22 protein-coding genes are annotated in these 25,987 nt (G+C 72.1%); 7 read left to right on the forward strand and 15 right to left on the reverse strand.

Annotated features, from left to right (window positions below; translation table 11 throughout):
- Positions 1-4 precede the first annotated feature (4 nt).
- Positions 5-2,683 carry an ATP-binding protein gene (locus tag HEK131_RS19505; RefSeq protein ID WP_244336340.1) on the reverse strand — a complete coding sequence of 893 codons (2,679 nt, stop codon included), beginning with the start codon at positions 2,681-2,683 and terminating at the stop codon, positions 5-7.
- 308 nt (positions 2,684-2,991) lie between these two features.
- Between HEK131_RS19505 and HEK131_RS19510 the strand changes: the two genes are divergently transcribed.
- On the forward strand, positions 2,992-3,984 hold the full coding sequence (locus tag HEK131_RS19510; RefSeq protein ID WP_244336341.1) for a DUF2510 domain-containing protein: 993 nt from the start codon (positions 2,992-2,994) through the stop codon (positions 3,982-3,984).
- A 122-nt stretch (positions 3,985-4,106) separates the two neighbouring features.
- Here HEK131_RS19510 and HEK131_RS19515 read toward each other — a convergent pair whose 3' ends face one another.
- On the reverse strand, positions 4,107-4,772 hold the full coding sequence (locus tag HEK131_RS19515; protein WP_244336342.1) for a TetR/AcrR family transcriptional regulator: 666 nt from the start codon (positions 4,770-4,772) through the stop codon (positions 4,107-4,109).
- A 202-nt stretch (positions 4,773-4,974) separates the two neighbouring features.
- Between HEK131_RS19515 and HEK131_RS19520 the strand changes: the two genes are divergently transcribed.
- Positions 4,975-5,781: a phosphatase PAP2 family protein gene (locus HEK131_RS19520; RefSeq protein WP_244336343.1), complete on the forward strand. Its 807-nt coding sequence runs from the start codon at positions 4,975-4,977 to the stop codon at positions 5,779-5,781.
- Positions 5,778-6,746 (forward strand): hypothetical protein, encoded by a 969-nt coding sequence (locus HEK131_RS19525; protein WP_217463839.1) that lies wholly within the window; start codon positions 5,778-5,780, stop codon positions 6,744-6,746. The genes HEK131_RS19520 and HEK131_RS19525 overlap by 4 nt, the downstream gene beginning before the upstream one ends.
- 65 nt (positions 6,747-6,811) lie before the next feature.
- Here HEK131_RS19525 and HEK131_RS19530 read toward each other — a convergent pair whose 3' ends face one another.
- The 5 genes from HEK131_RS19530 to HEK131_RS19550 are packed head-to-tail and all read right to left on the reverse strand — an operon-like array spanning position 6,812 to position 13,520.
- Positions 6,812-7,480, reverse strand: a complete 669-nt coding sequence (locus HEK131_RS19530; protein WP_244336344.1) for an LURP-one-related/scramblase family protein — start codon at positions 7,478-7,480, stop codon at positions 6,812-6,814.
- Positions 7,481-7,489: 9 nt separating this feature from the next.
- A complete protein-coding gene (locus tag HEK131_RS19535) occupies positions 7,490-8,839 on the reverse strand; it encodes a DUF4407 domain-containing protein (protein WP_244336345.1) in 1,350 nt (449 codons plus the stop codon).
- Positions 8,829-10,295: a hypothetical protein gene (locus tag HEK131_RS19540; protein WP_244336346.1), complete on the reverse strand. Its 1,467-nt coding sequence runs from the start codon at positions 10,293-10,295 to the stop codon at positions 8,829-8,831. Before HEK131_RS19540 ends, HEK131_RS19535 begins: the two co-directional genes overlap by 11 nt.
- 1 nt (position 10,296) lies before the next feature.
- Positions 10,297-12,753, reverse strand: a complete 2,457-nt coding sequence (locus HEK131_RS19545; RefSeq protein ID WP_244336347.1) for a hypothetical protein — start codon at positions 12,751-12,753, stop codon at positions 10,297-10,299.
- Positions 12,750-13,520 (reverse strand): hypothetical protein, encoded by a 771-nt coding sequence (locus tag HEK131_RS19550; RefSeq protein ID WP_244336348.1) that lies wholly within the window; start codon positions 13,518-13,520, stop codon positions 12,750-12,752. Before HEK131_RS19550 ends, HEK131_RS19545 begins: the two co-directional genes overlap by 4 nt.
- 333 nt (positions 13,521-13,853) lie before the next feature.
- On the opposite strand from HEK131_RS19550, the gene HEK131_RS19555 reads away from it, so the two are divergent.
- Complete coding sequence (locus tag HEK131_RS19555; RefSeq protein WP_244336349.1) at positions 13,854-14,360, forward strand: hypothetical protein; 507 nt, start codon at positions 13,854-13,856, stop codon at positions 14,358-14,360.
- A 23-nt stretch (positions 14,361-14,383) separates the two neighbouring features.
- Here the strand turns inward: HEK131_RS19555 and HEK131_RS19560 are convergent, their stop codons facing one another.
- The 8 genes from HEK131_RS19560 to HEK131_RS19595 all read right to left on the reverse strand — a co-directional run bounded on the left by HEK131_RS19560 (position 14,384) and on the right by HEK131_RS19595 (position 24,135).
- Positions 14,384-15,109, reverse strand: a complete 726-nt coding sequence (locus HEK131_RS19560) for a Crp/Fnr family transcriptional regulator (protein WP_217463832.1) — start codon at positions 15,107-15,109, stop codon at positions 14,384-14,386.
- Positions 15,110-15,206: 97 nt separating this feature from the next.
- A complete protein-coding gene (locus tag HEK131_RS19565) occupies positions 15,207-17,384 on the reverse strand; it encodes a discoidin domain-containing protein (protein ID WP_244336350.1) in 2,178 nt (725 codons plus the stop codon).
- A gap of 59 nt (positions 17,385-17,443) precedes the next feature.
- Positions 17,444-19,051, reverse strand: coding sequence for a glycoside hydrolase family 13 protein (locus HEK131_RS19570; protein WP_244336351.1), 1,608 nt, complete (start codon positions 19,049-19,051; stop codon positions 17,444-17,446).
- A gap of 41 nt (positions 19,052-19,092) precedes the next feature.
- Complete coding sequence (locus HEK131_RS19575; protein ID WP_244336352.1) at positions 19,093-19,968, reverse strand: carbohydrate ABC transporter permease; 876 nt, start codon at positions 19,966-19,968, stop codon at positions 19,093-19,095.
- Positions 19,965-20,915 carry a carbohydrate ABC transporter permease gene (locus tag HEK131_RS19580; RefSeq protein ID WP_161151107.1) on the reverse strand — a complete coding sequence of 317 codons (951 nt, stop codon included), beginning with the start codon at positions 20,913-20,915 and terminating at the stop codon, positions 19,965-19,967. The genes HEK131_RS19575 and HEK131_RS19580 overlap by 4 nt, the downstream gene beginning before the upstream one ends.
- 5 nt (positions 20,916-20,920) lie before the next feature.
- Positions 20,921-22,273 carry an ABC transporter substrate-binding protein gene (locus HEK131_RS19585; protein WP_244336353.1) on the reverse strand — a complete coding sequence of 451 codons (1,353 nt, stop codon included), beginning with the start codon at positions 22,271-22,273 and terminating at the stop codon, positions 20,921-20,923.
- A 119-nt stretch (positions 22,274-22,392) separates the two neighbouring features.
- Positions 22,393-23,391 carry a LacI family DNA-binding transcriptional regulator gene (locus tag HEK131_RS19590; protein ID WP_244336354.1) on the reverse strand — a complete coding sequence of 333 codons (999 nt, stop codon included), beginning with the start codon at positions 23,389-23,391 and terminating at the stop codon, positions 22,393-22,395.
- A 111-nt stretch (positions 23,392-23,502) separates the two neighbouring features.
- Positions 23,503-24,135 (reverse strand): PAS domain-containing protein, encoded by a 633-nt coding sequence (locus HEK131_RS19595; RefSeq protein WP_244336355.1) that lies wholly within the window; start codon positions 24,133-24,135, stop codon positions 23,503-23,505.
- A 241-nt stretch (positions 24,136-24,376) separates the two neighbouring features.
- Between HEK131_RS19595 and HEK131_RS19600 the strand changes: the two genes are divergently transcribed.
- The 3 genes from HEK131_RS19600 (at position 24,377) to HEK131_RS19610 (ending at position 25,982) form a co-directional block, all read left to right on the forward strand.
- On the forward strand, positions 24,377-25,033 hold the full coding sequence (locus HEK131_RS19600; protein ID WP_217463825.1) for a helix-turn-helix domain-containing protein: 657 nt from the start codon (positions 24,377-24,379) through the stop codon (positions 25,031-25,033).
- Between the two features lie 32 nt (positions 25,034-25,065).
- Positions 25,066-25,614, forward strand: a complete 549-nt coding sequence (locus tag HEK131_RS19605; RefSeq protein WP_217463874.1) for a toxin-antitoxin system, toxin component — start codon at positions 25,066-25,068, stop codon at positions 25,612-25,614.
- Positions 25,615-25,763: 149 nt separating this feature from the next.
- Entirely contained in the window at positions 25,764-25,982 is a 219-nt protein-coding gene (locus HEK131_RS19610) for a hypothetical protein (RefSeq protein ID WP_217463824.1), read from the forward strand.
- Positions 25,983-25,987: the final 5 nt, after the last annotated feature.

Consider the following 25,987-nt stretch of genomic DNA (forward strand, 5'->3'; position numbering starts at 1 on the left):
GGTTTCAGCCGCCCAGGTGGTCCAGCGCCCCGCTCGCGCGGGCCACGAGCCCGTCCGCGCCGCACGCCTGGGCGAGGTCGCGGCCGCGGGTGAGTTCGGCCCTGGAGCGGGCGAGGATGCCGTGCTCGACGCGGGCGGCGGCGTGCTCGTACTGGCAGGGGGACGCCTCCAGATAGGCGACGGCCTTGGCGGCGAGGCGTTCCGCGCTCGGGCCGCTCTCCAGGGCTGCGGCGCAGCGCAGGGCCTCTCCTATGGCGGTGTCCGTGCCGAACCGCTCGGCCTGGCGGCGGGCGTCGGTGAGCAGGGCGCGGGCCCGCTCCGGGTCGTGCGGGGCGAGGGCTCTGGCCAGGTCGACGGCCCACGGCGCGAGGACCGGGTTGTGGCCGCCACGGGAGGCGGCGGCCTTCTCGGCGGCCTCCAGTTCGTTGACGCCCTCCTCGGTACGGCCCACGGCGAGCAGCAGCCGTCCGCGTACGGAGCGGATGTCGGGCAGCACGATGGTGGACGGGTAGGGCGGGGCGAAGCCGTACTGCTCGGCGACCGACCACGCCTGGGCGACATGGCCCCGGGCCAGCAGGGTGTCGACCAGTCCGCAGGTCGCCGACCAGTACAGCGGCAGGCCCCGGCCGACGCGCTCGGCCAGCCGGAGTGCCTCGCGCAGCACGGTCTCGGCGTCGTGGAGCTTGCCCTGGCGCCGGTAGGCGAGGCCGAGGTAGGCGTTGGCCAGGGAGAGGTGGCCACCGTGCCAGCCGGCGCGGGTGTAGGCGCGCAGGGCCTCGGAGAAGAGGCTCTCGGCGCGGTCGAGCCGGTCGGTGTGGGCGTAGGCGCTGCCGAGCATCATCAGCAGCTCGACGCCCCACTCGTCGTCGGTCCATCCGAGGCCGGGTGCGAGGCGGCCGTTGACCAGGGCGCGGTCGCACAGTTCGGCCACCTGCTCGGCGTTCTCGCCGTGGGTCATGGCGTCGAAGCCGCGCAGGATCAGCAGGGCGCGCTCGGAGTTGTCGCGGCCGGCGCAGGTCGCGGCGAGCTCGGCCAGGCGGCGGGAGCGTTCCGGGGACACCGTCTCGCCGTGGACGGCCTCCCAGGTGAACTGCACGGCCTGGAGCCGCATCCGCACCGGGCCCGGACCGTGCCGGTCCGCCTCGGTCTCGACGGTGCGGACGGCCTCCTCCAACTGGTCGGTGTGGACCAGGGCCTGGGAGAGGCGGATGGAGGCGTCGACGCGCTGGGCGCTGTCGAGTCCGGGGGTGGCGAGGGCGTCCCGCATGTGCTCGACGGTGAGCGCGGGCGCCGACAGCAGCCGCGCGCGGCCCAGCTCGTACAGCACCTGAGCCCTGATGTGGGGCAACGGGGGTTCGTCCAGGGCGCGTTCGAGGCAGTCGCAGGCGGCGTCGGGGGCTCCGACGGCGAGGTGTTCGCGGGCCGCCTCGCGCAGTTGCTCCACGAGGCTCTCGTCGCCCTCCGGGTGCACCTTCAGCAGGTGCCGGGCGGCCTCGGCGGCGCTGCGTCCGGTCTCGGTGACGATGTTCGCGGCGATGCCGTGCATGGCGGTGCGCATCGCGTCCGTGATGGAGTCGTAGACGGCGGAGGCGATCAAGGGGTGGACGAACTCCACCTTCTTGTCCTGCGGTTGCGGCACCGTCGGGTCGGGCGCCACCTCGGCGAGGATACGGGCGCCGCAGAGCAGCTCGGCGCAGCGCGCGGCGGTGTCGGCGTCCATCGTGGCGAGCCGGGCGACGAGGCCGACGGGGCTGCCGGTGCCCAGGATGGCGGCGGCCCAGGCGAACTGGGTCGCCTCGAGGCCGAGTTCGCCCAGGCGGCTGACGAGTCCGCCGCCGCGCGCGGAGCGGTTGAGGGCGCGCAGTTCGGCGGCGCGGTCCTCCACGGGCCGGAGTTCGCGGTCGCGGACCTTGGCGAGGAGTTCCACGGTGTCGTAGGCGTTGCCGCCGGTGACGGCCCAGACCTCGCGGCAGAACGGGTCGTCGGCCTGCGGGCCGACGGTGGCGCGGGTGAGTCCGGCGGTGGCCTGCGGGGTGAGCGCGCTGAGGTTGCTGACGGGGCGGCCCGCGGCGGCGATCTCGTCCAGGAGGCGGGCGCTGTCGCCGTGGGCCTCGCCGGGCCTGCGGGCGACCACGACGAGCACGGGCAGGTCGGCCAGGCGCTGCGCGAACGCGGCGAGCCAGCGCAGCGTCTCCAGGTCGGCCCAGTGGGCGTCGTCGACGAGCAGGACGAGCGGCCAGTCGCGGGAGACGAGGCGGCCCACCGCGAACACGAGTCCGTCGCAGACGTAACTCGGGTCGGGGCTGCCCTCGCCGGGCTCCACTATGCCGAGGGCGGGACCGGAGATGTCGTACCAGGAGGCGAGGTATTCGCGGGCCTCGTCCGGGGTGAGGGAGGCGAGCGCGGGCTGGAGGAGCTGCCGCAGGACGTGGAAGGGGACGGACTTGAGGGTCTCGCCCGCGCGGGCCGACCAGACCACGCAGCCGCGCCGTTCGGCGATACGGCGTATCTCGGCGAGCAGTGCGGTCTTGCCGAGTCCGGCCTCGCCGCGGAAGAGGAGGAGGCTGCCGGCGGACGTCCGGTCGGCGCACAGCAGCTCGATCGCCTCGGTGACGGTGGCGATCTCCGCTTCCCGCTCCCACAGGTAGCCCGAGGCGGCCGCCTGTGGCCGTCCCTCCGTCATCCCGTTACCTCCACAGGTCGTCCGAACGCCGTACGAACCACGAGCGTAGTCGCCCGGACGGGCCGTTGGCGTCCGCTCCGGGCAGGTGCTGCCCCGCCGGGTGAGCGGGGTCGCGGCCCGGCTGACGAACACCCCGCCCGACCGGCCGGTTTGTGCTCCGCCGCTCGTCAACTCGGTTCCAGGTATCGGTTATTGACCAGGAATCAGATAAACCTGTGAATCGGTACGGGTCGCCGGTCCGGGACCTCGGGGCGGCCGAGGGCGGGTGCTCTCATCCGGCTTTCACCGATGCCTCATACGGTATGCCCATGACGCAGGTGACTCCTCCCGGCTGGTATCCCGACCCCGGACAGACGCACGACGCTCCGCCCTCCGAACGCTGGTGGGACGGCAACGCCTGGACGGCCCAGGTCCGTCCGGCCGGGACGGCCCCCGCCTGGGGCGCTCCGGGCACTCCCCCGGCCCAGCCCGCACCCCCGGCCTACGGGGCCCCGCCCGCCTACCCGCCGCACGCCTACCCGGGGTATCCGTCCCAGCCTCCGGCCGGGTCCCGGCGCGGACTGCGTACGGGCATAGCCGTCGCGGCGGCGGCCGCGGTGCTGGCGTGCGTCGTGGTCGGCGTGTACGCGCTGGCCAAGGACCCCGGCGGGGGCGACCGCGCCGACTCGCGCCCGACGCGGGGGCAGCAGCGGGAGCCCCGCAAGGAAGGGCCGGGCGGCGGGGGCCCGCAGGAGTCGCCGTCCCCCGCCCCGTCGGCCGCGCCCAAGGTGCGCGGCGGCGGCACCCTGCCGGACCCGGTCAACGGGATCAGCGTGCCGGTACCCGAGGGCTGGACCGGCCAGGCGTTCGCCATCGGCGCGCAGGTGACCTCGGACAAGTCCTACGACTGCCCCGGCGACAAGGCCAAGAGCTGCACGGCGGGCGGCGCGTACACGGCACCGGCCAGCCTGCTGGGCACGCGCGGCAAGACGGCCGAGGAGGTCGCCAAGGCCGATGTGGCGGCCAACGCCGAGGAGTCCTACGGCGGCAAGACGTACGGCGGCATCACCTCGCACCAGGTGCTGGCCTCGCGGGCGGTGACGGTGGCCGGGCAGAAGGGCTATCTGGTGCGCTGGAAGGCGGTCACCAGCAAGGGCGCGGACGGGTACGTGGAGTCGGCCGCGTTCCCGTCGCCCGCCGACCCCGGCCGCATCGTGGTGGTGCGCTTCGGCCTGGACGTGGGGCAGTCCACGGCCGTGATGGACGAGATCCTGAAGGGCATCAAGGTGTCGTCGGGCGGCGGCGACGGGCAGGACATCTGAGCCCCGGCCCCTGAAGAAGTACGGGCCGGGCGGGGCTCCCCTCCGCTCAAGGGGAGCCCCGCCCGGCCTGGGTACGCGCCGCTCCCGTCCCCACGGTGCGGCGCGACCAGGTCACCGTTCAGTCATCCCGTGAACGGCGGCCTGGTGTCTGAGCCGGCCTGCGCGGCCGGATTCCGGGTCAGGCCCAGCGCGGGAAGCACGACGGCCTCCACGAACCCGACCAGGTAGTCGGCGTCGGCATACTGCCCGCACAGCACGGGCCGCACGCGCAGGACGCCGAACATCATCGCCGGTACGTACTCCAGCGCGGGGTGCCCGGCCGGGACCTCGCCCCGTGTCACGCCCCGCTCCAGCATCTCCTGGAGGGCGGCGATCTCCGGGTGGACCAGTGCCTCGCGCAGCGCCTCGGCCAGTTCCCGGTCGTCGGTGACGGCGTGCCCCAGCGACTGGAGCAGCCGGGTGTCCTTGCCGGACCAGTCGCCCGCCGCCCGCGCCGCCTGCCGCAGGTCCTCCACGAGCGAGCCGGTGTCGATCCCGGCGAACCGCACCCGGCGGTTGGCGCGCAGCGCGGCGGCGACGAACTGGGGCTTGGTCTTCCACTGCCGGTAGAGCGTGGACTTGCTGCACCGGGTGCTGGCGGCGACGCCCTCCATGGTGACGGAGTCGTACCCGCACCGGCGGATCTGGTCGAGCACGGCGTCGAAGAACTCCTGCTCACGCTCCGGCGTGAGCTTGGAGCGGCGCGAGGCGACGACCGTCTCCGGTCCGTCCGCGGCCTGCGACGTCATCACTGACTTCCCCTCACTCGTACCGGCTCACTCGTCCTCGGCGTGTGCTGCCCGATCCCAGTGTGTCGCACTGTACCGATACGGAAGTGTACCGGTACTCGACCGTATCGGTACACTGGCGTATCGGTACGGAAACGTATCGCTGAGTTCGGAAGCCGTCCGGGCTCGGCAACGCACCACCGTCAGTGAAGGGGGCCGGGGGATGAACGCCCGATCCGAGCCCGCCGAAGCGCAACCGGACACGATCGCCCGGCCACCGCTCCTGCGGGAGTTCCTGCTGGTCGCAGGGCTCTTCTTGGTCTACAAGCTCGGGCGGCGGCTTGCCGACGGCCACACCTCGGACGCCTTCCGCGACGCCCACCGTGTGTGGCACCTGGAGCGGGCCGTCCATCTGCCCGCCGAGACCGACGTCCAGTCGGCGCTGCTGCACGGCGACGCCCTGGTCCATCTGGCCAACACCTATTACGCGACCGTCCACTTCCCGGCCACCGTCGCCTTCCTGGTCTGGCTGTACCTGCGCCGCCCGGCCCACTACGTGTGGGCGCGCCGGGTTCTGGCGCTGGTGACGAGCGCGGCGCTGGTACTGACGTTCACCTTCCCGCTGGCCCCGCCGAGGATGGTGAGCGGCACCGGTCTGCTGGACACGGCCCGGATCTACGGGCCCTCGGTGTACGGGCCGCCCGCCCGCGACCATCTCTCCAACCAGTTCGCGGCGATGCCCTCGCTGCACTTCGGCTGGGCGCTGATGGTGGCCGTCGGCCTGATCGCCGCCACCCGGTCCCGCTGGCGGTGGCTGTGGCTGCTGCATCCCCTGGTCACCCTGGCGGTGATCGTGGGCACGGCGAACCACTACTGGCTGGACTCGATCGTGGCGACGGCCCTGCTGATCACCGCGCTCGCCGTCGTGCACTCCCCGCACCGTACGGCGGGCCCCGAGGGCGCGGGCACCACCGCGCCCCGGCCCCGCCTCACGGCCGGGGACACCGCGCTCGCGGGACCGGCCCGATGAGCGGCGCACTGCTGGTCGCCCTCGGCCTGTCCCTGATATCGGCCGTCGCCTACGCCTCGGCCGCCGTGGCCCAGTCGAGCCTCGCCTCCCGCGACCTGGGCGCGGGCCTGACCCGGATGCTGAGCACCGGCGCCTGGTGGTCAGCGGTCGGCCTGAACGTGGCCGGCGCGCTGCTCCACGTCGTCGCCCTGCGGTACGGGCCGCTCACCGTGGTCCAGCCGCTGGGCGCCCTCACCCTGGTCGCGGCGGTGCCGCTCGGGGCGCGGGCGGCCGGTCGCCGGGTCAGCGCACTGGAGTGGCGCGGCACGGCGCTGACCCTGCTCGGGCTGGGGGCGCTGCTGACGGCCGCCTCCGGTCCGGCGCCCGAGCGCGCGCTGAGCCTGCCCTCGGCGCTGGCGGTCGCCGTCACGACGACCGCCGTGATCGGCGCCCTGAGCCGGCCCGGCGTCCGGCCGGGCCTCAGGCACGCGACCGCGTCCGGGTTCGCCTCGGGTGTCGCCTCCGCGCTGACCCAGACCGTCACCGTGGCGGCCACCGAGGGTTCCGGGCCGGTACTGAGCCCGCTGGTGATCGTGGTCGCGGTGCTGGTGGCCGCTTTCGCCACCGGCGGTCTGCTGCTGTCGCAGACGGCGTACCGGCGCGGGCTCGGCGCCCCGCTGGCGGTGGTCACCCTGGCCAACCCGCTGGCCGCCTCGGTGATCGGCCTGACCCTGCTCGGCCAGGGTCTCAACGGCGGTGCCGTGGGCATCCTGGCGGCCCTCGCCGGAGCGGCCCTGGCCGCCCGGGGCGTGGTCCTGCTGACCCGCGCGACACCGGCCGCCGCTTCCGTACCCCCGCCCGCGCCGGGACCGGACGACGAGGAACATCCCGTTGCGGCGGTGCTGGCGCTGGAGCCGGGTACGGCGACCGCGGAACCGCGGCTGACGCGGAAGCGGTCGAGGCCGCGGCGGCTGACACGGCTGTAGGCACGCGAAGGGCGGCCGGCGCGTCACGCGCCGGCCGCCCTTTCACATGTCCGCAGAGGTACCCGTCAGCCCAGGCCGCGCGCGTCCTGCTTCAGCGCGGTGTCCACGGTGAGCGCCGTCGCCACGACGAGGCTCAGCAGCGGCTCGGACAGCGGACGGTGGATCTGGAGGACGTAGTTGTCCGCCGAGGTGAACAGCGTCTTGGCCAGACCTTCCCAGGTCTTGGTGATGCGGGCGATCTCGGTGCCCTCGTGGTCCACGATGGCGAAGTTCCAGGCCCGCCAGTTCTCCGCCTTGATCGCGCCGACCTGGTGGCCGTCCACGTTCATGGCGAAGTTGATCTTGCCGATCATGTTCTGCTGGACGATCTCACCGACCTGCGAGCCGTCCGGGCGGGCCACCAGGACCCGCGACTTGAAGATCTTCGCGGGGCGGGTCAGCAGCAACTGCGGCTGCCCCTGGGTGTCCCGGATCTCCAGCCGGTGCGTGAGGTACTGGTCCAGGCTGGAGACGAAGCGCAGGATCTTGCGGAACACGCCCTGCCCGACCTCGACCACGGAACCCAGGTCACGGCCGTTCTGGTCCATGACCTTGTACTCGTTGGTCAGCTCGATGAGCTTGGCCTTCTGGTTCACCACCAGGACGGGCTCGGTGAACAGGGTGCCGCCGGGCGTCCGGTCCGTACCGTTCGCGTCGGGGTACGAGCCTGCAGGAATGTTCGATTGCGTGGTCACCGGGGCACCTTACCGTGGCTTGATCCGTACCTGACCATTCTGTTCCGGGAATCCGATATTCCGGTCGGGCTCCTCGCTCAGGAGGGCACGCGTCAGCTCCTCGATGAGGGCGCGGCGCTCCTTCTCGCGGCGGACCCGGGACTGGGCGAGTTCGTGCTCCGCGGCCTCCCGCTCGTCGGTGGTCCGGGCGCGCAGCAGGGCCAGTTCGGCCCGCCGTCGCTCCCGTGCCCGCTCCTCGTCCGCGCGCCGGTCGGCGTCGCGCTCACGCCGCTCGCCCGCCAGGTGGTCGTGCAGCGCCTGGTCGTAGGCGCTGACCCCGGACATGAACTTCACCAGGACCGGCAGGGAGTCGAAGACCAGCAGCAGGAGGTGGAGCACGATGGCGAAATAGCAGGGGTAGAACGCGCTGGTCATGACCGCCCAGAGGGCCTCGGCGCGGTCGAGCAGACCGGTGTCCCGGAGCTCCGTCGCCTTGTCCGCGCGTTCGGTCCGCGCCGCCGCCATCACCTTGGCGCGGTAGTCGTCGGTGGCCTTCTTCATCCGCCCGGTGAGGGTGTCGATCCGGTTCCGCAGGGCCGTGGCCTTCGCGCGTTCGGAGTCGACGTCGTTGCCGGAGCGGTACTCGGCGGCCTGCTTGCGGGCGATCTCGCACTGCTGGGTGACGTCCCACCCGCCGGCCACGCGCTTGTAGTTCTTCTTGGAGCACAGCTCGTTGGAGTCGGCGTCCAGCTTCGCCTGCTGCCGGTCGACGTCGGCGACGTGCGTGGTGAGCTTCGCCAACTGGTCCTTGACGTCGGTGATCTGGTTCCGCAGCGCCACCGGGGCGCCGCGCACGCCGAGTTGGTACTTCCCGCAGTCGGCGCGGTCCAGCGTGGTCGTGCCGTCGACCGGATTGCACGCCAGCAGACGGCCGTAGTACGTCTGGACGGCGCGGTCCCGGCCCTCGGTCAGGTGCTTGTCCATCTCAGGGGCGAACACCTGGAACAGCAGGGGCTCGGCCAGGGCCAGTCCGATCAGGATCGACAGCAGGAGGCGCGGCAGCAGGGCTCGGTTGCGGGACCGGCCGATCTTGCCGTGGGTGCTGGACACCAGCCAGCTGTCGACGAGGTAGACGAACGCCGTCCACACCGCCCCGGCCGCCACCATGGCCCACGTCGAGGCCCCTTGCAGCAGCGCGTCCAGGGCCACGGCCGCCGAGATCCCGCCCAGCAGGGCGGTGGCCAGCACGATGCCGCCGTAACGGGTGTAGACGGGGCGCTCGGACGGGACGGTGTCGAGGACCGGCTCGTGGACGCCTATGCCGGAGCGGAGGAGACGGCCGAGGCCGCGGGGGGCGCGGGTGTGCGGCTCAGTCGCCATACTCCTCCCTCCCCGCGGGACCGACGTCGTACGGGTTCTGCTCGTCGTCCTCGTACCGTTCGCCGTCGCCGGAGGCCCGCGCGCCGGTGCTCCCGGAGCCGGAGCGGGGTGCGTCCGCCGTGCCGTCGACCGCGGCGGGACCGGGGGTCGGCTCGCCCGCCTCGACCTCCGTGCGGACGTCGTCGTGACCGCTGTCGAGGGTGCCGCCGAGCAGCTCCTCCAGCAAGCGCTGCATGTCGATGGGCATCGTCGCGGTGTGGCCCTCCTGGACGAGCCTCTTGTACAGCTCGAACTTCATCTCCTGGCGCCGGTCGGCCCGTTGCCGGTCGTCGCGCTCCTTGCGCAGGGCGTCCTCCCGGCGCTGCCCGTCGCGGTGCCGGCGCTCCTCCCGGCCGGCCTCCAGCTCGCGCAGCTTCTCCTGGTGCTCCACCTCCCAGCGGCGGTCGGCCCGCTCGGCCTCGATCCGCAGGTCCTCGCGCAGGAGCTTGTCCAGCTTCTCCTGCAGCGCCCGTTGGGTGTCGTCGCGGCGCTCCTCGGCCTCCCGCAGATCGCGTTCGGCGCTGCCCAGCCGGTCGGCGAGCTGCTCGGCCGTGAGTTCCTTGCGCCGGTAGGCCCGCCACAGGGCGAAGCGGGAGCCGAGCCGCTCCTCCTGGCCGGCGTCGAGCGACTCCTGCTCGCGTTCGTAGGCGGCCCGCTGTTCCGCGAGGTTCAGCTCGGCCTCCTGCTCACGCTGCCGCATCTGCTCCTCGTGCTGCTGCTTCAGCGCCACGAGCTGCTGCTGGTACTCCTGTTCCCGCTTGGCACGCTCCTGGGCGACCGCCTGCTCCACCGCGTCCCGCTCCTGCTGGAGCCTCAACTCCGCAAGTCGCTGCCGCAGTTCGCTGAGCTGGGCCGGAGTGAGCAGGTCCACGCTGACGAGCTCGACGGCCATGCCCGGCAGCCGGGGCGGCTGGGCGAGGGCGAAGGCGGTGACGTTGGCGCAGATCCGCTTGGTGACCTCGGCGAGCTGCGCGTCGCCCTGGGGCACGTACTCCTCGGCGAGCGCCGGACACCCCTGGAGGTAGGAGACCAGCGCGTCGGAGGCGTCGGACGGGCCGCCCTCGCGCATCAGCTCCACGGCGTCCTCGGCCGTACAGCGGAAGCGGACGCGGACGGCGCAGTCGGTCCCGTCGGCCGAGGGCACCGTGACCATGGCCTCCACCGGGACGTCACGGCGCCGGTCGACGACGGTCACCGAAGTGGCCCGTACCGCCGTCTCGGAGCGCGGGTCGAGGTCGCCGTGGCTCTCGGCCCAGTCCTCCCCCACCCGGTACACGGCGACCTGATGGGGTTCGAGCCGGGGCAGCTCCGAGCGCTCGCGCCGGGCGGTGCCCATGCCGCGCCAGCCACGGGCGGCGGGGGGTTCGAGGGTTCGGGTCGAGACGACCGGATACGGTGCGCGCGCGGCCTCGCTCATGTCAACACCCTTCATCGCAGCAGAGTTCGTCCAGCAGGGCGCGGATCGCGTCCTGCGGCTTCTTGTTCCTGGTGAGCCGCTTCAGCTCCGCGCAGAGCGCGCGCCGTTCGGTGGGGTCGGTCACCCGCTCGCCCAGTCCCCGGCCGAGCGCGCGGCCCATGTCCACGGTCGACTCGGTGAGCGACGGCAGTGCGCCGAGGTGGTCGGCGAACGCCTTCAGGGCCATGGCGCGCAGCGGCCGGTAGCAGAACGCCTTGGCCCACAGGTCGAGCAGCGCGCCCCCGCCCTCGGGGTGCAGCACGAAGCGGCGCAGGGCGACGGGCCGGCCGGACGCGTCCCTGATGGCCAGGATCGTCACCACGACCTGGTACGTCAGCGACCTCATCGGCGAGCGTCCGGCCCTGGCCGGGAGCCTGTCCAGGCGGTAGGTGAGCAGACCCAGCACCCTCGACGTGTCCTCGTCGTGGTGGACGAGCAGGGCGAAGTGGTTGGCCAGCGCGGCGGCCGCGAGCCCCTGGCCCTTCTCGTTGGCGATCAGGTGCCACAGCCACTTCACGGCGTCCGAGGGGAAGCGCACCCCGAGCCAGCCGCTGAAGGCCAGCGCCGCGGTGCCGCGCAGCTCGGGGGACGTGGAGCGGGCCCAGCCGCGGGCGATGTCGAGGGCGACGGTGTCGAGGCCCAGGTCGCTCTGGCACATGTACCAGAGCACGTAGACGGCCATGGACTGCCCGCGCTGTCCCGCGTGCCCCTGCGCCCAGGGCACCAGGTATTTGCCGACCACCTCCTCGAAGTCCTTGGTGGCGAGCATCGCGAGGCCCGCGGCCAGGGAGACCTCGAACTCGTCGCCGGCGAGGGTGCCGGGACTGCACGGCGCCTCCGGCTCGCTGAGCACGGCGCCGAGCCACTTCCGCACGCCGTCCCAGAAGTCGGAGTCGAAGAGGCCGCACAGCACGATGAACACCCAACGCCGGTGCGAAGGGGTGGCGAACTCCACGACCTCGCGGACGACCGCGCCCATCGGTACCTGCCGCAGCGCCAGCAGTTCGATGTCCAGCATGGCCCGCCGGCGGTCGAACAGCGCGGACTCCGCCCCGCCGTCCCGCTTCGCGGCGAGGTCGTTGCCCTTCTGCGTGGCGCCGGAAGCGAGCGAGTTCGAGAAGGCGTTGGCCTTGCCTCCCGCCGCTCCCTGGGCGAACTGCCGGCCCACATGGGCGTCGAGCAGGGCGAACAGTTCCTCGCAGGACCTGATGCCGCTGCCCGCGGCGAACGCCACCGTGGTGACCTGGAGAACCTCCCGCATGGTGCGGCCGGGCGCGAGGAACCAGCGCTGCACGGTGTCGTAGGTACCGGTGTCGTAGTCGTTCCACACCTCCTCGGGAGCGCCGCCCTCGCAGATGCCGTCGGCCACCTCGGCGGCCTTGGCGACGGGGCAGTTGGGCCGGATCAGCTTGACCGCCTCGGCGATCGTCTCCTCGGGGATCCCGCCGAGCCTGAGCCGGAGCCGCAGCACCTGCTCGGTGGAGGGCGCGCTCCAGGCCACATGGCTGACCGAGGTGGGCAGTACGCGTTCCATGCGGGGCCGGGTGGTGACGACGAGGTGGGCACGGCTGGCGTGCACGCGCTCCTGCACGCGGCGCCAGGCGAAGTCCGCCTGGGTCTCGTTGAGGGAGCCTTCCTGGACGCGGTCGAGGACGACATAGCCCTTGCCGGCGTGGAACTCGCGTTCCGCGAGCTGGTCGAGGGTGATGTCCGGGGACAGCACGATCACGCGGCCGCCTCCGTCCATCGCCTTCTTCAGCAGTGCCACCGCACCCGAACGCCGTCCCGTGCCGGACTCGCCGATCAGGGTCACCACGTGGTCGGCGCGGAGGGCGGCGAGGGCCTCCGCGAACGCGTCGGGCTCGGCGTGGTGTCGGAGCAGGAGGGCGATCTCCTCCTGCCGCATGGGCCCGGTGGCCCGGCCCCTGGGAGCGGGGGCGAAGCCCGCGATGCCGGTCACGCCGCCCTGGCCCGTGCCGCCGTACATGTTCTGGTTGACGGTGGTGTTGTAGGTGTTGTGGAGCGCCGACACCTGCTCGTCCGCCTTGGCGGCCGCGGGCCGGCCGTCCTGGTCGGCGGAGGGCGCGCCCTCCGGGGAGCGAACGGGTTCACCGCCGGGTGCATCGGGAGTACCGGACCGGGCGGGCCGCTCACCGGATTCGGGGGTTCCCGGCCCGCTCGGCGCCCCGCCCGCCTCCTGCGTCCCGCTGGTGGCGGAATTCCTGGCGTCCGGGACTCCGTCGCGTACCGGGCTCGCGGATTCCTTTTCCTCCGTCTCCGGGCCTTTATCGGCGTCGGGCGCTTTCTCCGTTCCCGGTGTTTTCCACGTTCCGGGCACGGACGGTATGGGGCGGCTCACTTCGCCCTCCCGGCCGGTCTCTCCAGGCGGGTTCTCGGGGAGCGGGATGTCGCCGTTCATGCGCGGTACTCATTCACGATGCCGATGACGGAACCGTGTACCGGCGCTTCGAAAACCAGTTCAGCCTTCTGGTCGCGAACCGGCGTCTGCGCGGGGGCGGCCGGCTGCACCGGAACCGTGGGGACGCCGGGAGCCGCGGGGGCCACCGGGGGCTCACCGCCCTCCAGCGACCCGAGCGCGTGGACGTCGCCACCCGGCACCCTGATCCACACCGCGTCGTCGAACTCCTTGGACCGCACCCTGGCCTCGCGGAACTCCTCGGCGCGCAGGGTGGTGTACGCGCCACCGATCACGGTGTGGAAGACCTCGCGGGAGACCGCCACCGCCAGCACGGCCGACGGGCTGAGCCGCAGCGCCTCCCGCAGCGGCTTGCAGTCGAGGATGCGGGCGGTCTCCACCGCGCCGTGGTCGGAGAAGCCGCCGCGCGCGGGGACGGCCACACCGTGGTGGAAGGCGGCCCGCAGCCGGAGCCGGGCGTCCGCCTCGCGGCCGTCGTTGACCTCGCGCAGCCCGGAGTCGAGGTGGCGGACGAAGTCGTCCACGAGCAGCGGCTCGGACTCGTCGGCGCCCAGCACGCTGAACGCGGAGTCGCCCGCGAGCTGCGTCTGCCACCGCTCACGCTCGAACCCGACCTCGGTGGCGGCCTGGGTCAGCACGCGGTCGATGGCGTCCTGGATCCAGTGCTGACGCCTCGGGTGGCTCCGTCCGTACCCTTCCGCGTCCACGGAGAAGAGGGGTCGGCGCGAGAATCCCTTCATTCGATTCATGTTCTATTCCTTCGGAATCGTGATCGAATCCCGCGCGTCGGAACGCCTCGATCTGGAGGGGACAAGCACGATCTGGATGGGACAAGCAGGATTACAGTCGCGCCCATCCGTGGATGCCGCTGTTGCGAAAACGAGACAGAAACAACCCCGGGTCCGCTGTTGTTCCGACAGCACGGGAATACGTGGTATCAGTCGGCGCGACCCGGAACCCCGTACAAATACGGGATGCGGGATCCTTTCCGGGAACCCGTCGAATTAGGTGGTCGCCCGCGCACCGGCGCGCGTTACTGGTCGCACCCCGGCTCGGGGCTCGCACGTCACCGAGGAGACGGCATGACGGAGCAGACGCAGGGCGGACCGCAGGACGCGGCCGTGATGCTGACGTCGCTGCAGACCACCCATCAGCTCGCCGACGGCAAGGCCGGGGTGCTCGCCGGGGTGCAGGCGGCGCTGGTGGTGTCCTTCGGGCCCTGGGTCCGTACGGCGCGCTCGGCCTGGGCGCACCACGCGGTGAGCGGGGCGCTGCTGGACGGGCTGGTGGTGCTGTTCGCGGTGGCCTTCGTGACCGGGGTGGGGTGTCTGGCGCTGGTCCTGCGGCCCCGGCTGTGGCGGCCGGCGTCCTTCAACCGGTTCAGCGTCCGCGCCCTCTCGGCCACCGCGACCGCACCGGGCGCGCGGCCGGGGCCGGGGCCGGAGGGGACGGAACTGTGGGAGGCGTGCCGGTTCATGGCGGCGATCACGGTGAAGAAGTGCCGTTATGCCGCCGCCGCCATCGCCTGCACGGCCGCGATGGCCGTCACGGCCGGTCTCTGTGTCCTGCTGCGGGCGTTCTCCGGCTGAAGTCCCTGTGCGCCGAGGGGGTTTCAGTCGAGGTCCGACGGCAGCAGCCGGGCCTCCTCACGCAGCCGGTCCAGGTCGCGGACGGTCGTGGTGCGGTAGCCGGTGACGATCAGCTCGGCGTCCCGCAGCTCCTTGAGCGCCTTGTGCACGGTCGGCTCGGCCGCTCCGGCGAGGGCGGCCAACTCCGGCTGGGTGAGGGTGAATCCGAGTTCCACCCCGTCCCGTCCCGGCCGCCCGTGGCTCGCCGCGAGGTCGACCAGGATGCGGGCCAGCCGCTCCTTCACGTTGTAACCGCGGAATTCCAGGCGCCGGTTGTTGGCCCAGCGCAGCCGCTCGGAGACGATGCCGGTCAGCTCCACGGCCGCGTCGGGGCGGCGCAGCAGGAAGGCGCGCAGGATCTCGTGGGGTACGGCGCGCGCGGTCACCGGACCGCACGCGGTGACCGTCGCCGTGCGCGGCATGTCACCCACGGCCGCCATCTCCCCGATGATGTCCCCGCCCAGCCGGATCGCCAGCAGGGACTCCAGGCCGTTCTGCGCGGTCGCGGTGACCTTGGTGAAGCCGGAGAGCAGCAGCAGCGTGTGCCGGTCGGTGTCGCCCTGGCGGACCAGCAGGTCCCTGGGTTCGAAGCGGCGGGGCCGGCCGAGCGCCAGCAGGTCGTCGAGCGCGGCCTCGGAGAGCCTGCCGAGGTAACTGCCGCGCGGCCAGTTGGACTCGTGGTCCGCGTCCCGTGATGCTGCGTAGGTCACGACACGACGATAGGCGTCCCGACGACGATCGGCATGGTTCCGGACATACCGGAACCCGCTCCCCCGGTTGAGGAGCGGGCCGGTGCGGACGTCTTCGTCAGGACGTCTGGTACGCCTCCACCTCGCTCAACTGACCTGCCGGCCAGCCGGTGTTGCCGCTGACGACCAGCCGCAGATGGCGCAGGCTGGTGCCGCTCGGCAGGGACACGGTGACGGTGTTGCCGCTCGCCGGGTCGAAGCGGTAGCCCTGCGCCCCGGACACGGTGGTGTACGACGAGCCGTCGGTGCTGCCCTGCACGGCGATGGTCTGCGTACGCGCGCCCCACGCCGAGGACGGCGGCAGCTTCAGGACGAGCCGGCGGACCGGGTAGGCGGAGCCGAGGTCGACCGTCCAGGACTGCGGGAAGGCGCTGTTGGCCGACTCCCAGTAGGTGTTGGCGTCTCCGTCCGCCGCCTTGCCGGGGGTGTAGACGTCCTGGGACCCGGTGGCGGTGGCCGGACGGCCCTTGGCCAGGTTGCGGTTGGGGTCCGGCTGGGGGTTGCCCTGGCCGGGCTGGGGCCAGGTCGAGCAGTCCGCCCAGGTGCTGCTCCAGCCGGAGTTGCCGCCGCCGTCGGTGAGCGAGAAGGTGCCGGAGTTCGCCGGGTAGGGGCAGTTGTAGACACCGGCGGAGCCGACCTGGGTGGCGCTCACGTTCTTGAAGGCGGCCGCGCCCTGCGCCTCGGCCTGTACGACCACGGTCCCGGTGTTCTTCACCGTCGCGCCGGTCACGTTGACGTTGCGCACCGGGTAGCCCTGGCCGCCGCCGGAGACGAACTCGAAGGCGCTGTAGGGGCTGTCGGTGATCGTGGTGTCGGTGATGTTGACCGTGGCGTTGATGGCGCTGTCGTAGGAGTCGACGCGCAGCGCGCCCATCGGGTGGTTCCAGTTGGGGTTCAGGGCGCCCGCGCGGACCAGGGTGTTGCCCGAGACGGTGATGGTGCCGGCCAGCGGGGAGAAGGGGTCGAGGAACTTCTGGTTGGAGATGGCGATGCCGCTGCCGAGGGCGTTGGTGTCGGAGACCAGGTTGTTCTTCACCGAGATGTCGGTGCCGCCGTAGATGGCGATGCCGTTGGCCAGGTTGGGCTGCGAGATGGTGTTGTTCTCGAAGCTGGAGTTGGAGTCCGGCGCGTACAGGGACCACATGGCGAGGGAGTCGTCGCCCTGGTTGCGCAGGAAGTTGTTGCTGACGCGCACGCCGCGGGCGTTGCCGTTGAGGTTGAGGCCGTCGGCGGTGGTGTCGAGGACGCGGTTGTTCTCCACGACCAGGTTGTCGTTGTTGCCCGTCAGCCACAGGCCGACCTTCAGGTGCTGGAGCCACATGCCGGATACCGAGGAGCCCGGGCCGAGCGAGCCGTTCACGAAGTTGTCCGGGCTGGAGTCGACGCGTTCGGTGACCTCGCCGATGACCGCGAAGTCCTTCAGGTGGACCCCGCCGGAGGAGTTGGACTGGTCGATGAACCGGGAGCCGCGCACGACCGAGTACCAGTGGCCGGCGCCGCGCAGGGTCACGTTCTGCACGCCGCTGAGGGAGGAGGTGATCCGGTACTCGCCGGGCGGGATCCAGACCGTGCCGCCCTGCGCGGCCGCTATGGCGTCGCGGAACGCCTGGGTGGAGTCGCCGCCGCCGCTGGGATCGGCGCCCTTGGAGACGACGGACACCGATCCGGCCGGCTGGGTGGCGGCCGCCGCGGCCTGCTCGAAGTCCGCCACGTCGACGGTGACTTGTGTGCCGGTGGACTCGAAGGCGACCTTGTCGCCCGCCTGGACGTTCTGGCCGAGCAGCAGCCGGGCGTTGTCGTAGAAGTGGTGGTTCTTCGCGCCGGCGATCCAACTGGTTTCGATGTAGCTGTACTTGGAGGTGACCGGGAGTGTCCTGGCGATCCTGGTGCCGTTGACGTAGACGGCGAGCGAGCCGGACTGGCCGTCCGGGACGCTGTAGGCGACGTTCACGGCGTTGGCCGCGCGCGGCACGGTGAACTCCACGCGCTGACCGGAGTTCAGGCGAACGGCCTGCCGTCCGGACGCCTCCGACGCGAGGGTGGCCTGGGTGTGGTCGGGGCCGATCCTGCTGCCGGTGGTGGTCGCGGACTCGGCCTCGACCGAGGTGAACGGGAGGGTGGCGCCCGCGGCGGCGTGCGCGGCGGGGGCCACGGCGACCATCATGCCCGCGGCGAGGGCGACGACGGCCCCTACGGCGGGCAGGCGCCTCGCGTGTCTGGCGGTGCTGCTGTGCATGTGCTGATCCCTTCGTGGTGGGGGTGCCGGGGATAGCAGGTGGTGCGGGGTGCGACGGCTCAGGCGCGCAGCCAGACCGCCGTGTCCTGCGGCAGACGCCCCGCCTCGTCCAGGGGGCCGCTGCCGAGCAGGAGTGCGGAGTGCGCGGGCAGGTCGACGGCCGTGGCGGCGAGGTTCACCACGCACAGGGCGCCGTCCGCGCGGGCGAAGGCGAGGACGCCCTCGGGGGCGGGGAGCCAGGTCAGCGGGCCTTCGCCGAAGGCGGGACGGGCGGCGACGGCCTCGCGGTACAGGGTGAGCATGGAGTGCGGGTCGCCCTCCTGCCGGTCGGCCGCGTAGAGCGCCCAGTCCGCGGGCTGCGGCAGCCAGGGCTCCTCGCGCGAGCCGAAGCCCGCGTACGGGGCGTCGGCGGTCCAGGGAAGCGGTACCCGGCAGCCGTCGCGGCCGGGGTCGGTGCCGCCCGAGCGGTGGTGCATCGGGTCCTCGATCCGGTCCACCGGGACGTCCGCCTCCGGCAGGCCCAGCTCCTCCCCCTGGTACAGGTAGACCGAGCCGGGCAGGGCTAGGGAGAGCAGGGCCGCGGCGCGGGCGCGGCGGGTGCCGAGCGCGAGGTCGGTGGGGGTGCCGAACGCCTTGGCGGCGAAGTCGAAGCCGGTGTCGGTGCGGCCGTAGCGGGTGACGGTGCGGGTGATGTCGTGGTTGCACAGCACCCAGGTGGCGGGGGCGCCTACGGGTGCGTGCTCGGCGAGGGTCGAGTCGATGGCGGAGCGCAGCCGGTCCGCGTCCCAGGGGCACGACAGGAAGGCGAAGTTGAAGGCGGTGTGCAGTTCGTCGGGGCGGAGGTAGCGGGCGAAGCGTTCGGCGTCGGGGAGCCAGACCTCGCCGACGAACACCCCGTCGTGCTCGTCGGCGACCGCGCGCCAGGAGCGGTAGATGTCGTGGAGTTCGTCGCGGTCGACGAAGGGGTGCGGGTCGGGTGCCCCGGCCAGGTCGGGGAGGTCGGGGTCCTTGGCGAGCAGGGCGGCGGAGTCGATGCGGACGCCGGCGACACCGCGTTCGAACCAGAAGCGCAGGATGTCCTCGTGCTCGCGGCGGACGGCCGGGTGGGCCCAGTTGAGGTCGGGCTGTTCGGGGGTGAACAGGTGCAGGTACCAGTCGCCGTCGGGGAGCCGGGTCCACACCGGTTCGGTGGAGCCGACGAACTGCGACGGCCAGTCGTTGGGCGGGAGTTCACCGTGCTCACCGCGTCCGGGGCGGAAGTGGAACAGCTCGCGCTCGGGGCTGCCGGGACCGGCGGCGAGCGCGGCCCGGAACCAGGGGTGCTGGTCGGAGACGTGGTTGGGCACGATGTCGACGACGGTGCGGATGCCCAGCTCGCGCGCCTCGGCGATGAGCTTCTCGGCCTCGGCGAGGGTGCCGAAGGCGGGGTCGATCGTCCGGTAGTCGGCGACGTCGTAGCCGCCGTCCTTCATCGGTGACAGGTACCAGGGGTTGAACCACAGGGCGTCCACGCCGAGTTCGGCGAGGTAGGGCAGTCTGGCGCGTACCCCGGCGAGGTCTCCGGTGCCGTCGCCGTCGCCGTCGGCGAAGCTGCGCACGTACACCTGGTAGATGACGGCCGAGCGCCACCAGTCGGCCTGCCTGCGGGCATGGCTGGGCTGTGCCACGGTGCGTGCCCTTTCTGTCGAGGTCTGTCGAGGGGGCCGGGTCAGCCCTTGGTGCTGCCCGCGCTGATCCCGGCGATGATGTGCCGCTGGAACACGAGGAAGAGCGCCACCATGGGGATGCTGGCGATCACCATGGCCGCGACGAGCACGGTGAGCTGGATGTTCTGCGACAACTGGACCAGGGCCACGCTGATCGGCTGCTTGTCGGTGTCGGAGAACACCATCAGCGGCCAGAGGAAGTCCTGCCAGACGGAGACCAGCGCGAAGATCGACACCACGCCGAGCACCGGCCGGGACATGGGCAGCACGACCGACCACAGGGTGCGCAGCTTGCCCGCGCCGTCGATCTCGGCGGCCTCCAGCACATCGCGGGGCAACTGGTCGAAGAACCGCTTGAGCAGATACAGGTTGAAGGCGTTGGCGACGGCCGGCAGCCAGATGCCCAGCGGGTCGTTGAGCAGGCTGGTGTGGATCAGCGGGAGGTCGGCCGCGGTCAGGTACTTGGGCACGACCAGGGCCTGCGCGGGGACCATCAGGGTGGCGAGGATGCCGCCGAGGACGACCTTGCCGAAGGCGGGCCTCAGCTTCGACAGGGCGTAGGCGGCGGCCGTGCAGAACACCAACTGGAAGGCCCAGGCGCCGGCCGCCTGGACCACGGTGTTCCACAGGTGCAGCGGGAGCTGCATCAGGTCCCAGGCGTCGGTGTACCCGCTGAGGTGCCAGTGCTCGGGGACGAAGGTGGGCGGGGTACGGGCGATCTCGTCCGGGGACTTCATCGCGCCGGACGCCATCCAGTACACGGGGAACAGGAAGGCGAGCGCGAAGAGGGCGACGACGGCCGCGAACACCGTCCAGTACAGGGCCTTTCCGCGCGGGCGGGCGAGGGTGGCCGGGGAGATGAGGGTGCGGGTGCTCATGCGTCCCCCTCGGTGCGGGTGAGCCGCAGGTACAGGGCGGAGAAGGCGCCGAGCAGCACCAGCAGCATGACGCTGAGGGCGCAGGCCCCGCCGAAGTCGTTGTAGAGGAAGGCGTATTTGTAGATGAGGTAGAGCACGGTGACGGTCGCGCTCTCCGGGCCGCCGCCGGTGATCACGAAGGGCTCGGTGAACACCTGCATGGTGGCGATGATCTGGAGGAGCATCAGCATGAGGATCACGAACCGGGTCTGCGGGATGGTGACGTGCCGGATGCGCTGGAGGAGGTTGGCCCCGTCGAGTTCGGCCGCCTCGTACAGCTCGCCGGGGATGGACTGCAGGGCGGCGAGGTAGATGAGCACGGTGCCGCCGAGGTTGGCCCAGGTGGCCACGATCACCAGGGAGATCAGCGCGGTGTCGGTGCCGTTGGACCAGTTGGAGGTGGGCAGGTGCAGGGCGCGCAGCGTCTCGTTGGCGAGGCCGGCGCCGGGGTCGTAGAACCACTTCCACAGCAGGGCGCTGACCACGGGCGGGATCATCACCGGGAGGTAGACCACGACCCGGAAGAACGCCTTGGCGTGCCGGAGTTCGTTGAGCACCAGGGCCAGGACGAAGGGGACGGCGAAGCCGAGCAGGAGGGCGAGCAGGGTGAAGGTGAGGGTGTTGCGCCAGGCCGCGCCGAACTCCGGATCGTGCAGGACCCGGCGGAAGTTGGCGGTGCCGACCCATTCGGGCGCGGAGCCGGGGGTGTAGCGCTGGAAGGCGATGACGAAGGCGCGGATCGCCGGGTACCAGGAGAACAGGGCGAAGCAGACCAGGCCGCCGAGCAGGAAGCCGTAGGCGCGGACCTGGTCGGCCAGGACCCGGCGTCCCCGGCCGCCGCCCGCCGGGGACGGGGGCGGGGCCAGGGGGGCGGCGGCCGCGGGGAGGCGCTCGGCCGTCTTCGTCATGGCGGTCAGCCCCGCGCCAGGATGCTGTCGATCTTGCCGGACGCGTCCTTCAGGAGCTGGTCGATGTCCGCGTCCTTCTTGGTGAGGACGGCGGAGACGACACCGTCGAGCACCGAGTAGATCTGCTGGGCGTGCGGCGGCTCGATCTTCATGTCCAGGCTCTGGTTGCCGTCCAGGAAGGTCTGGTAGTTCTCCACCGGGACATTGGCGTTGGCCTTCTTGACCTGCTGGTCCTTGGCGTCGGCGGCGCCGGTGAACAGGCGCGGCTCGGGCAGGCCGACCGGTGCGTCGTTCTTCTTGGCGCGGGCGTAGTCGCCGAGGAAGCCGTCTCCGGGGGTGAGGAACATGTGGTCCAGCCACTTCAGGCCGGCGCGGATCTGGGCCGGGCTGGCCTTCTTGTCGAACATGTAGCCGTCGCCGCCGATGAGCGTGCCCTTGCCGCCGGGCATCGGGGCGAGCGCCAGGTCCTTGTACGAGCCGCCCTTCTCCTTGACGAGGATCGGGATGTTGTCCGGCGCCGAGAGGTACATGCCGAGCTTGCCCGAACCCATCATCTGCTGGGCGTCGTTGATGACGAGGAGCTGCTTGCTGCCCATGGAGTCGTCCGCCCAGCGCATGTCGTGCAGGTTCCGCAGCACCGCCTTGCCCTCGGGGGTGTCGACGGTGGCCTTCTTGCCGTCGGCGCTGACGACGTCGCCGCCCTGGGAGTACAGCTCGGCGGTGAAGTGCCAGCCGCCCTGGTTCTGCGCGCTGTAGTCGGCGTATCCGACGGTGCCGTCACCCAGTCCGGCGATCTTCTTCGCGGCGGCGCGGACCTCGTCCCAGGTGGCCGGGGGCTTGTCGGGGTCGAGGCCGGCCTTCTGGAAGAGGGCGCGGTTGTAGATCAGCCCCATCGAGTAGCCGGTGCGCGGGATGCCGTAGACCTTGCCGTCCACGGTGTAGATGTCCCGCAACTGCTTCTGGATGCTGTCGTAGCTCTTCAGGTCCTTGAGGTACGGGGTCAGGTCCGCGGCCTGCTTGATGTCCACGACGTGCCGGGCGTCGGTGAAGTACGTGTAGAACACGTCCTCCATCTGGCCGCCGGCGAGCTTGGCGTCGAAGGTCTTGGGGTCCTGGCAGGGGAAGGCGTCGTGGGCGACGACGTCGATGTCCGGGTTGGCCTTCTCGAAGGAGGCGATGTCCTCCTCGAAGAACCGGCGGTCGACCTTGGCGCTCTTCGGCGGCTCGCAGTTGACGGTGATGCGGGTCTTGCCGCCCGCCGAGCTGTCGTCGCCCGAACCGCAGGCGGCTGCGGTGAGGGCGAGCGAGGAACAGACGCCGATCGCGGCGAAGGTGCGGCGGAACCCGGTGCTTCTCATCGGTGGACCCCTCAAGGCAGGAGCAGTGGGCGCCGCACACTCAAGCACCGACGACACCGGGCCGCAAGATGTCGCGCAGAATCTGTAATTATTCGACAGCCCGGTGACTCCGGGCGTCCTCAGTCGCGCGGGGCTTGCGCGGTGGAGCCGCGGACCACCAGCTCGGGTTCAAACAGCAGCTCCTCGGCGGGGACCGAGGTGCCGCCGATCTGCGCGTTCAGCAGTTCCACGGCCGCGCGGCCCATGGCCTCGATGGGCTGGCGCACGGTGGTGAGCGGGGGCTCGGTGCAGTTCATGAAGGCGGAGTCGTCGTAGCCGACGACCGAGATCCGGCCCGGCACGTCGAGCCCCTTGCGCCGGGCGGCCCGCACGGCGCCGAGGGCCAGGGGGTCGCTGGCACAGATGATGCCGGTGACACCCCGGTCGATGAGCCGGGAGGCGGCGGCGTGACCGCCCTCGATGGAGAAGATGGCGCGGGCCACGTGGGCGTCCGGCAGGTCGCCCGCGAGGGCGCGGGCGGCGGCGAGCTTGCGGGCGGAGGGCACGTGGTCGTCGGGGCCGAGGACCAGGCCGATGCGCTCGTGGCCGAGGGAGGCCAGGTGGCGCCACGCCTGCTCGACGGCGACCGTGTCGTCGCAGGAGACACCGGGGAAGCCGAGGTGCTCTATGGCCGCGTTGACCAGCACGACCGGGATGCTGCGGTCGGCGAGCCTGCGGTAGTGGTCGTGCGGGGCGTCGGCCTGGGCGTACAGCCCGCCGGCGAAGACGACACCGGAGACCTGCTGCTGGAGGAGGAGTTCGACGTAGTCGGCCTCCGAGACGCCGCCCTTGGTCTGGGTGCACAGCACCGGGGTCAGGCCGAGCTGGGCCAGCGCGCCGCCGATGACCTCGGCGAAGGCGGGGAAGATCGGGTTCTGCAGCTCGGGCAGGACGAGGCCGACGAGGCGGGCGCGTTCGCCGCGCAACTGGGTGGGCCGCTCGTAACCGAGTACGTCCAGGGCGGTGAGGACCGACTGCCGGGTGGCGTCGGAGACTCCGGGTTTGCCGTTGAGCACCCGGCTGACCGTGGCCTCGCTGACCCCGACCTTCTTCGCCACTTCCGCAAGTCGTCGCGTCATGCGCGCAAGGGTAGCGCAATTTACGCAAGCGGTTTGCGTAACCGGAACCGGCCTCGGTGCGGATGACCCGGCGCCGTCGATGACCTGAACACCGACGGGGCCGGGTCAGGTCTACGGGGCGGGGACGACCGTCAGATGGGCGCGGCGGACGGCGGCCGACGGCTGCCGGGGGATCATCGTCAGGCGGCGGTGGCCCAGGTCGCGCAGCAGGGGCGGGGTCTCGTCCACGACGCGGCACTCGGCGGTGCCCCGGCGCGGGTCCGGGTGGTGCAGGAGGCGTACGGCGCCGTCGAGCCGGGCCGCGCTCTCGCCGACCGCGTGGATCCAGTACGGCAGGCCCTGCCGGAAGGCGGCGTCCATGATCGGGTCGCGGGCCACGTCCCGGCGTATCGCCTGGAGTTCGTGGTCGTGGCCGTACCCCTCCAGCGCGGTCTTGAGCTGGGCCAGCATCGGCAGGCACCAGCCCGGCTCGTGCTCGCCGAGCACCTGGCCCGCGTCGGGGTGGAAGAGGACGAACCTGAGGAAGTTGTCGCCCGGCATCGCGGTGGGGTGGTGCCGCACGTCCCCGAAGAGCGTGGCGAAGGCGTCGTTGGCGAGAATCACGTCCCAGCGGTGGTCCACGACGAGCGACGGGAACGGGGCAGCCTCCACCACGGCGGCGTAGTCGTCCAGATACGCCCGCGTCTCACAGCTCTCGGGGACGGACCGGGGTACCGGCCGCCGCCCTCCCGCCTGATGTGCCATCGGGTGGTCACCCCTCTTGCCTTGGCCGCAGCACGCGGCGCTGCGATCCTGCTGCCCCGACGAGAGCCGTGTCAACTATCGTGGCATTTCATGCCTGTTGACGGCTGAAATTCGCCACAGTTGTGGCGAGACCTGGATGGGAGTTCGAACGACGGGCTACTCTCCGGGATGTTCACGGCGGCCGGGGGTGACAAGCGCGCCCGATCTCGCGCGGCCCTTGAGAGACGTAGGAGTTCTGTCGGTGACGGATGGCTACGAGAATCCGGGCGCCACGGCGACCGCTCAGCTTCCGGCCGTCGTCGCCCGCGTCACCGCGCTCGCCGACCGGCTCGGCGTACCGCACGGCGAGGTCTTCGACACCGCCCGGCTCTCGGTCGGCAGCGGGGTCCCGGAGCCGGTGGTCAAGGCGCTGCTCTGCGGCCGCCCGGCCGGTGAACCGGATGTGCAGGCCCGCTTCCTGCAACGCCTGGACCTGCTGCGCCGCACGAGGCTGAAGCCCGGCGGGCGCAGATACACCCAGCAGGAGATCGCGGACGGCGCGGGCATGTCCCGGCAGCAGGCGGGCGCCCTGATCAACGGCGACCGCCGGCCCACCATGGAGCACTGCGACGCGCTCCAGCGGTTCTTCCACGTACACGCCGGGTTCCTCACGGCGGAGGACCCCGAGGCGCTGGCGGGTGCCCTGCAGCACATCGAGCAGGAGTTACTGCAGAAGCTGGCGGACCGGGAACGGGCCGCCTCCGGTGCCGCGCAGGACCCGCTGGAGCGGCTGCTCCAGGACCACGGGGTGCGCGGGATCGCCTGGCGGGCCGCCCAGCTCCCCACGGACCAGCACCGGGACAAGGTCGCGGAGTGGCTGGACATGCTCCTGGAGAGCGTCCGGCAGCCGGAGTCGTGAGCGGGATGAGGGCGGTGGGCATCGCGAGGGGCATGCGCCGGCTGTGCGCCGAGCTGGTCGGACAGTTGGACCGGCGGCCCGCGCCGGTGCCGCCCGAGGAGCTGTACCGCTCGCTGTGCTCGGCGATGAGCCGCAGACGCGGCCGCCCGGTGCAGTTCCGTACGGCGGTCTTCCCGCCCGGCACGGCCAGCGGGCTGTGGCTGGACATGACCGACCGCGATCTGGTCGTGGTGGAGGAACGCACCGCTCCCGACCACCAGTTGGTGATCCTCGGCCATGAGCTGTGGCACATGCAGGCCGACCACACCGCCCACCGGGTCGACGGCCTCGGGATGGGCGTGGCCACCCGGCTGCTGACCGACGACACCGACCGGGAGGCGTTGCAGGCGGCCGTGCACCGTGTCGCCGCGCGCACCCGGTTCGACCTGGACGAGGAGCGGGACGCGGAGACCTTCGGCCTGCTGCTGGCAAGCAAGTGCCGTACGCGGATGAGGGGTTCGTCGCTGAGCGGCCCGGTGCGCCGGGACGACGTGGCGGGGCGCATCGGTACGTCACTGGGGTATCCGGGACCGCAGGGCTGACCGCGGGCCTGGGCCGTCCGGGTGACCCGGGGCGGGCCGGAGCCGCCGCGTTGTCAGTGCCGGACGGCAAGCTGGAACCCTGCGTGCCGCGAGGGGCGGCGCGTGGCGCCAGTGTGCGTGAACCGTGCCGCCGACCGGGGAGCCGACCGATGCCGACCGCCGTACTGACCGACCGTGAGCGCACCGCCGTCCAGGCGTATCTGCGGCTGCTGCACACCGTGCGCGCCACCCTGGACGGCCCGCCGGACGCGGCCCCGGCGATGGTGCCGCCGGCCGTGCTCGCGGAGGCGGAACAGGCCCTGGCGGGCGCGGGTCTGGCGGGCAACGAGGACGGGTTCTTCGAACTGCTGCGGGCCTGGTGCCCGTAGCTCCC

The sequence above is a fragment of the Streptomyces seoulensis genome (genome assembly GCF_022846655.1).
Lineage (GTDB): Bacteria > Actinomycetota > Actinomycetes > Streptomycetales > Streptomycetaceae > Streptomyces.

Coding starts and splice junctions, on each gene's coding strand:
- HEK131_RS19575 (WP_244336352.1), bottom strand. CDS start 19,968: ATGAGCACCCGCACCCTCATCTCCCCGGCCACCCTCGCCCGCCCGCGC.
- HEK131_RS19590 (WP_244336354.1), bottom strand. CDS start 23,391: ATGACGCGACGACTTGCGGAAGTGGCGAAGAAGGTCGGGGTCAGCGAG.
- HEK131_RS19515 (WP_244336342.1), bottom strand. CDS start 4,772: ATGACGTCGCAGGCCGCGGACGGACCGGAGACGGTCGTCGCCTCGCGC.
- HEK131_RS19510 (WP_244336341.1), top strand. CDS start 2,992: ATGACGCAGGTGACTCCTCCCGGCTGGTATCCCGACCCCGGACAGACG.
- HEK131_RS19555 (WP_244336349.1), top strand. CDS start 13,854: ATGACGGAGCAGACGCAGGGCGGACCGCAGGACGCGGCCGTGATGCTG.
- HEK131_RS19565 (WP_244336350.1), bottom strand. CDS start 17,384: ATGCACAGCAGCACCGCCAGACACGCGAGGCGCCTGCCCGCCGTAGGG.
- HEK131_RS19535 (WP_244336345.1), bottom strand. CDS start 8,839: ATGGCGACTGAGCCGCACACCCGCGCCCCCCGCGGCCTCGGCCGTCTC.
- HEK131_RS19595 (WP_244336355.1), bottom strand. CDS start 24,135: ATGGCACATCAGGCGGGAGGGCGGCGGCCGGTACCCCGGTCCGTCCCC.
- HEK131_RS19540 (WP_244336346.1), bottom strand. CDS start 10,295: ATGAGCGAGGCCGCGCGCGCACCGTATCCGGTCGTCTCGACCCGAACC.
- HEK131_RS19585 (WP_244336353.1), bottom strand. CDS start 22,273: ATGAGAAGCACCGGGTTCCGCCGCACCTTCGCCGCGATCGGCGTCTGT.
- HEK131_RS19545 (WP_244336347.1), bottom strand. CDS start 12,753: ATGAACGGCGACATCCCGCTCCCCGAGAACCCGCCTGGAGAGACCGGC.
- HEK131_RS19610 (WP_217463824.1), top strand. CDS start 25,764: ATGCCGACCGCCGTACTGACCGACCGTGAGCGCACCGCCGTCCAGGCG.
- HEK131_RS19505 (WP_244336340.1), bottom strand. CDS start 2,683: ATGACGGAGGGACGGCCACAGGCGGCCGCCTCGGGCTACCTGTGGGAG.
- HEK131_RS19580 (WP_161151107.1), bottom strand. CDS start 20,915: ATGACGAAGACGGCCGAGCGCCTCCCCGCGGCCGCCGCCCCCCTGGCC.
- HEK131_RS19605 (WP_217463874.1), top strand. CDS start 25,066: ATGCGCCGGCTGTGCGCCGAGCTGGTCGGACAGTTGGACCGGCGGCCC.
- HEK131_RS19525 (WP_217463839.1), top strand. CDS start 5,778: ATGAGCGGCGCACTGCTGGTCGCCCTCGGCCTGTCCCTGATATCGGCC.
- HEK131_RS19520 (WP_244336343.1), top strand. CDS start 4,975: ATGAACGCCCGATCCGAGCCCGCCGAAGCGCAACCGGACACGATCGCC.
- HEK131_RS19550 (WP_244336348.1), bottom strand. CDS start 13,520: ATGAATCGAATGAAGGGATTCTCGCGCCGACCCCTCTTCTCCGTGGAC.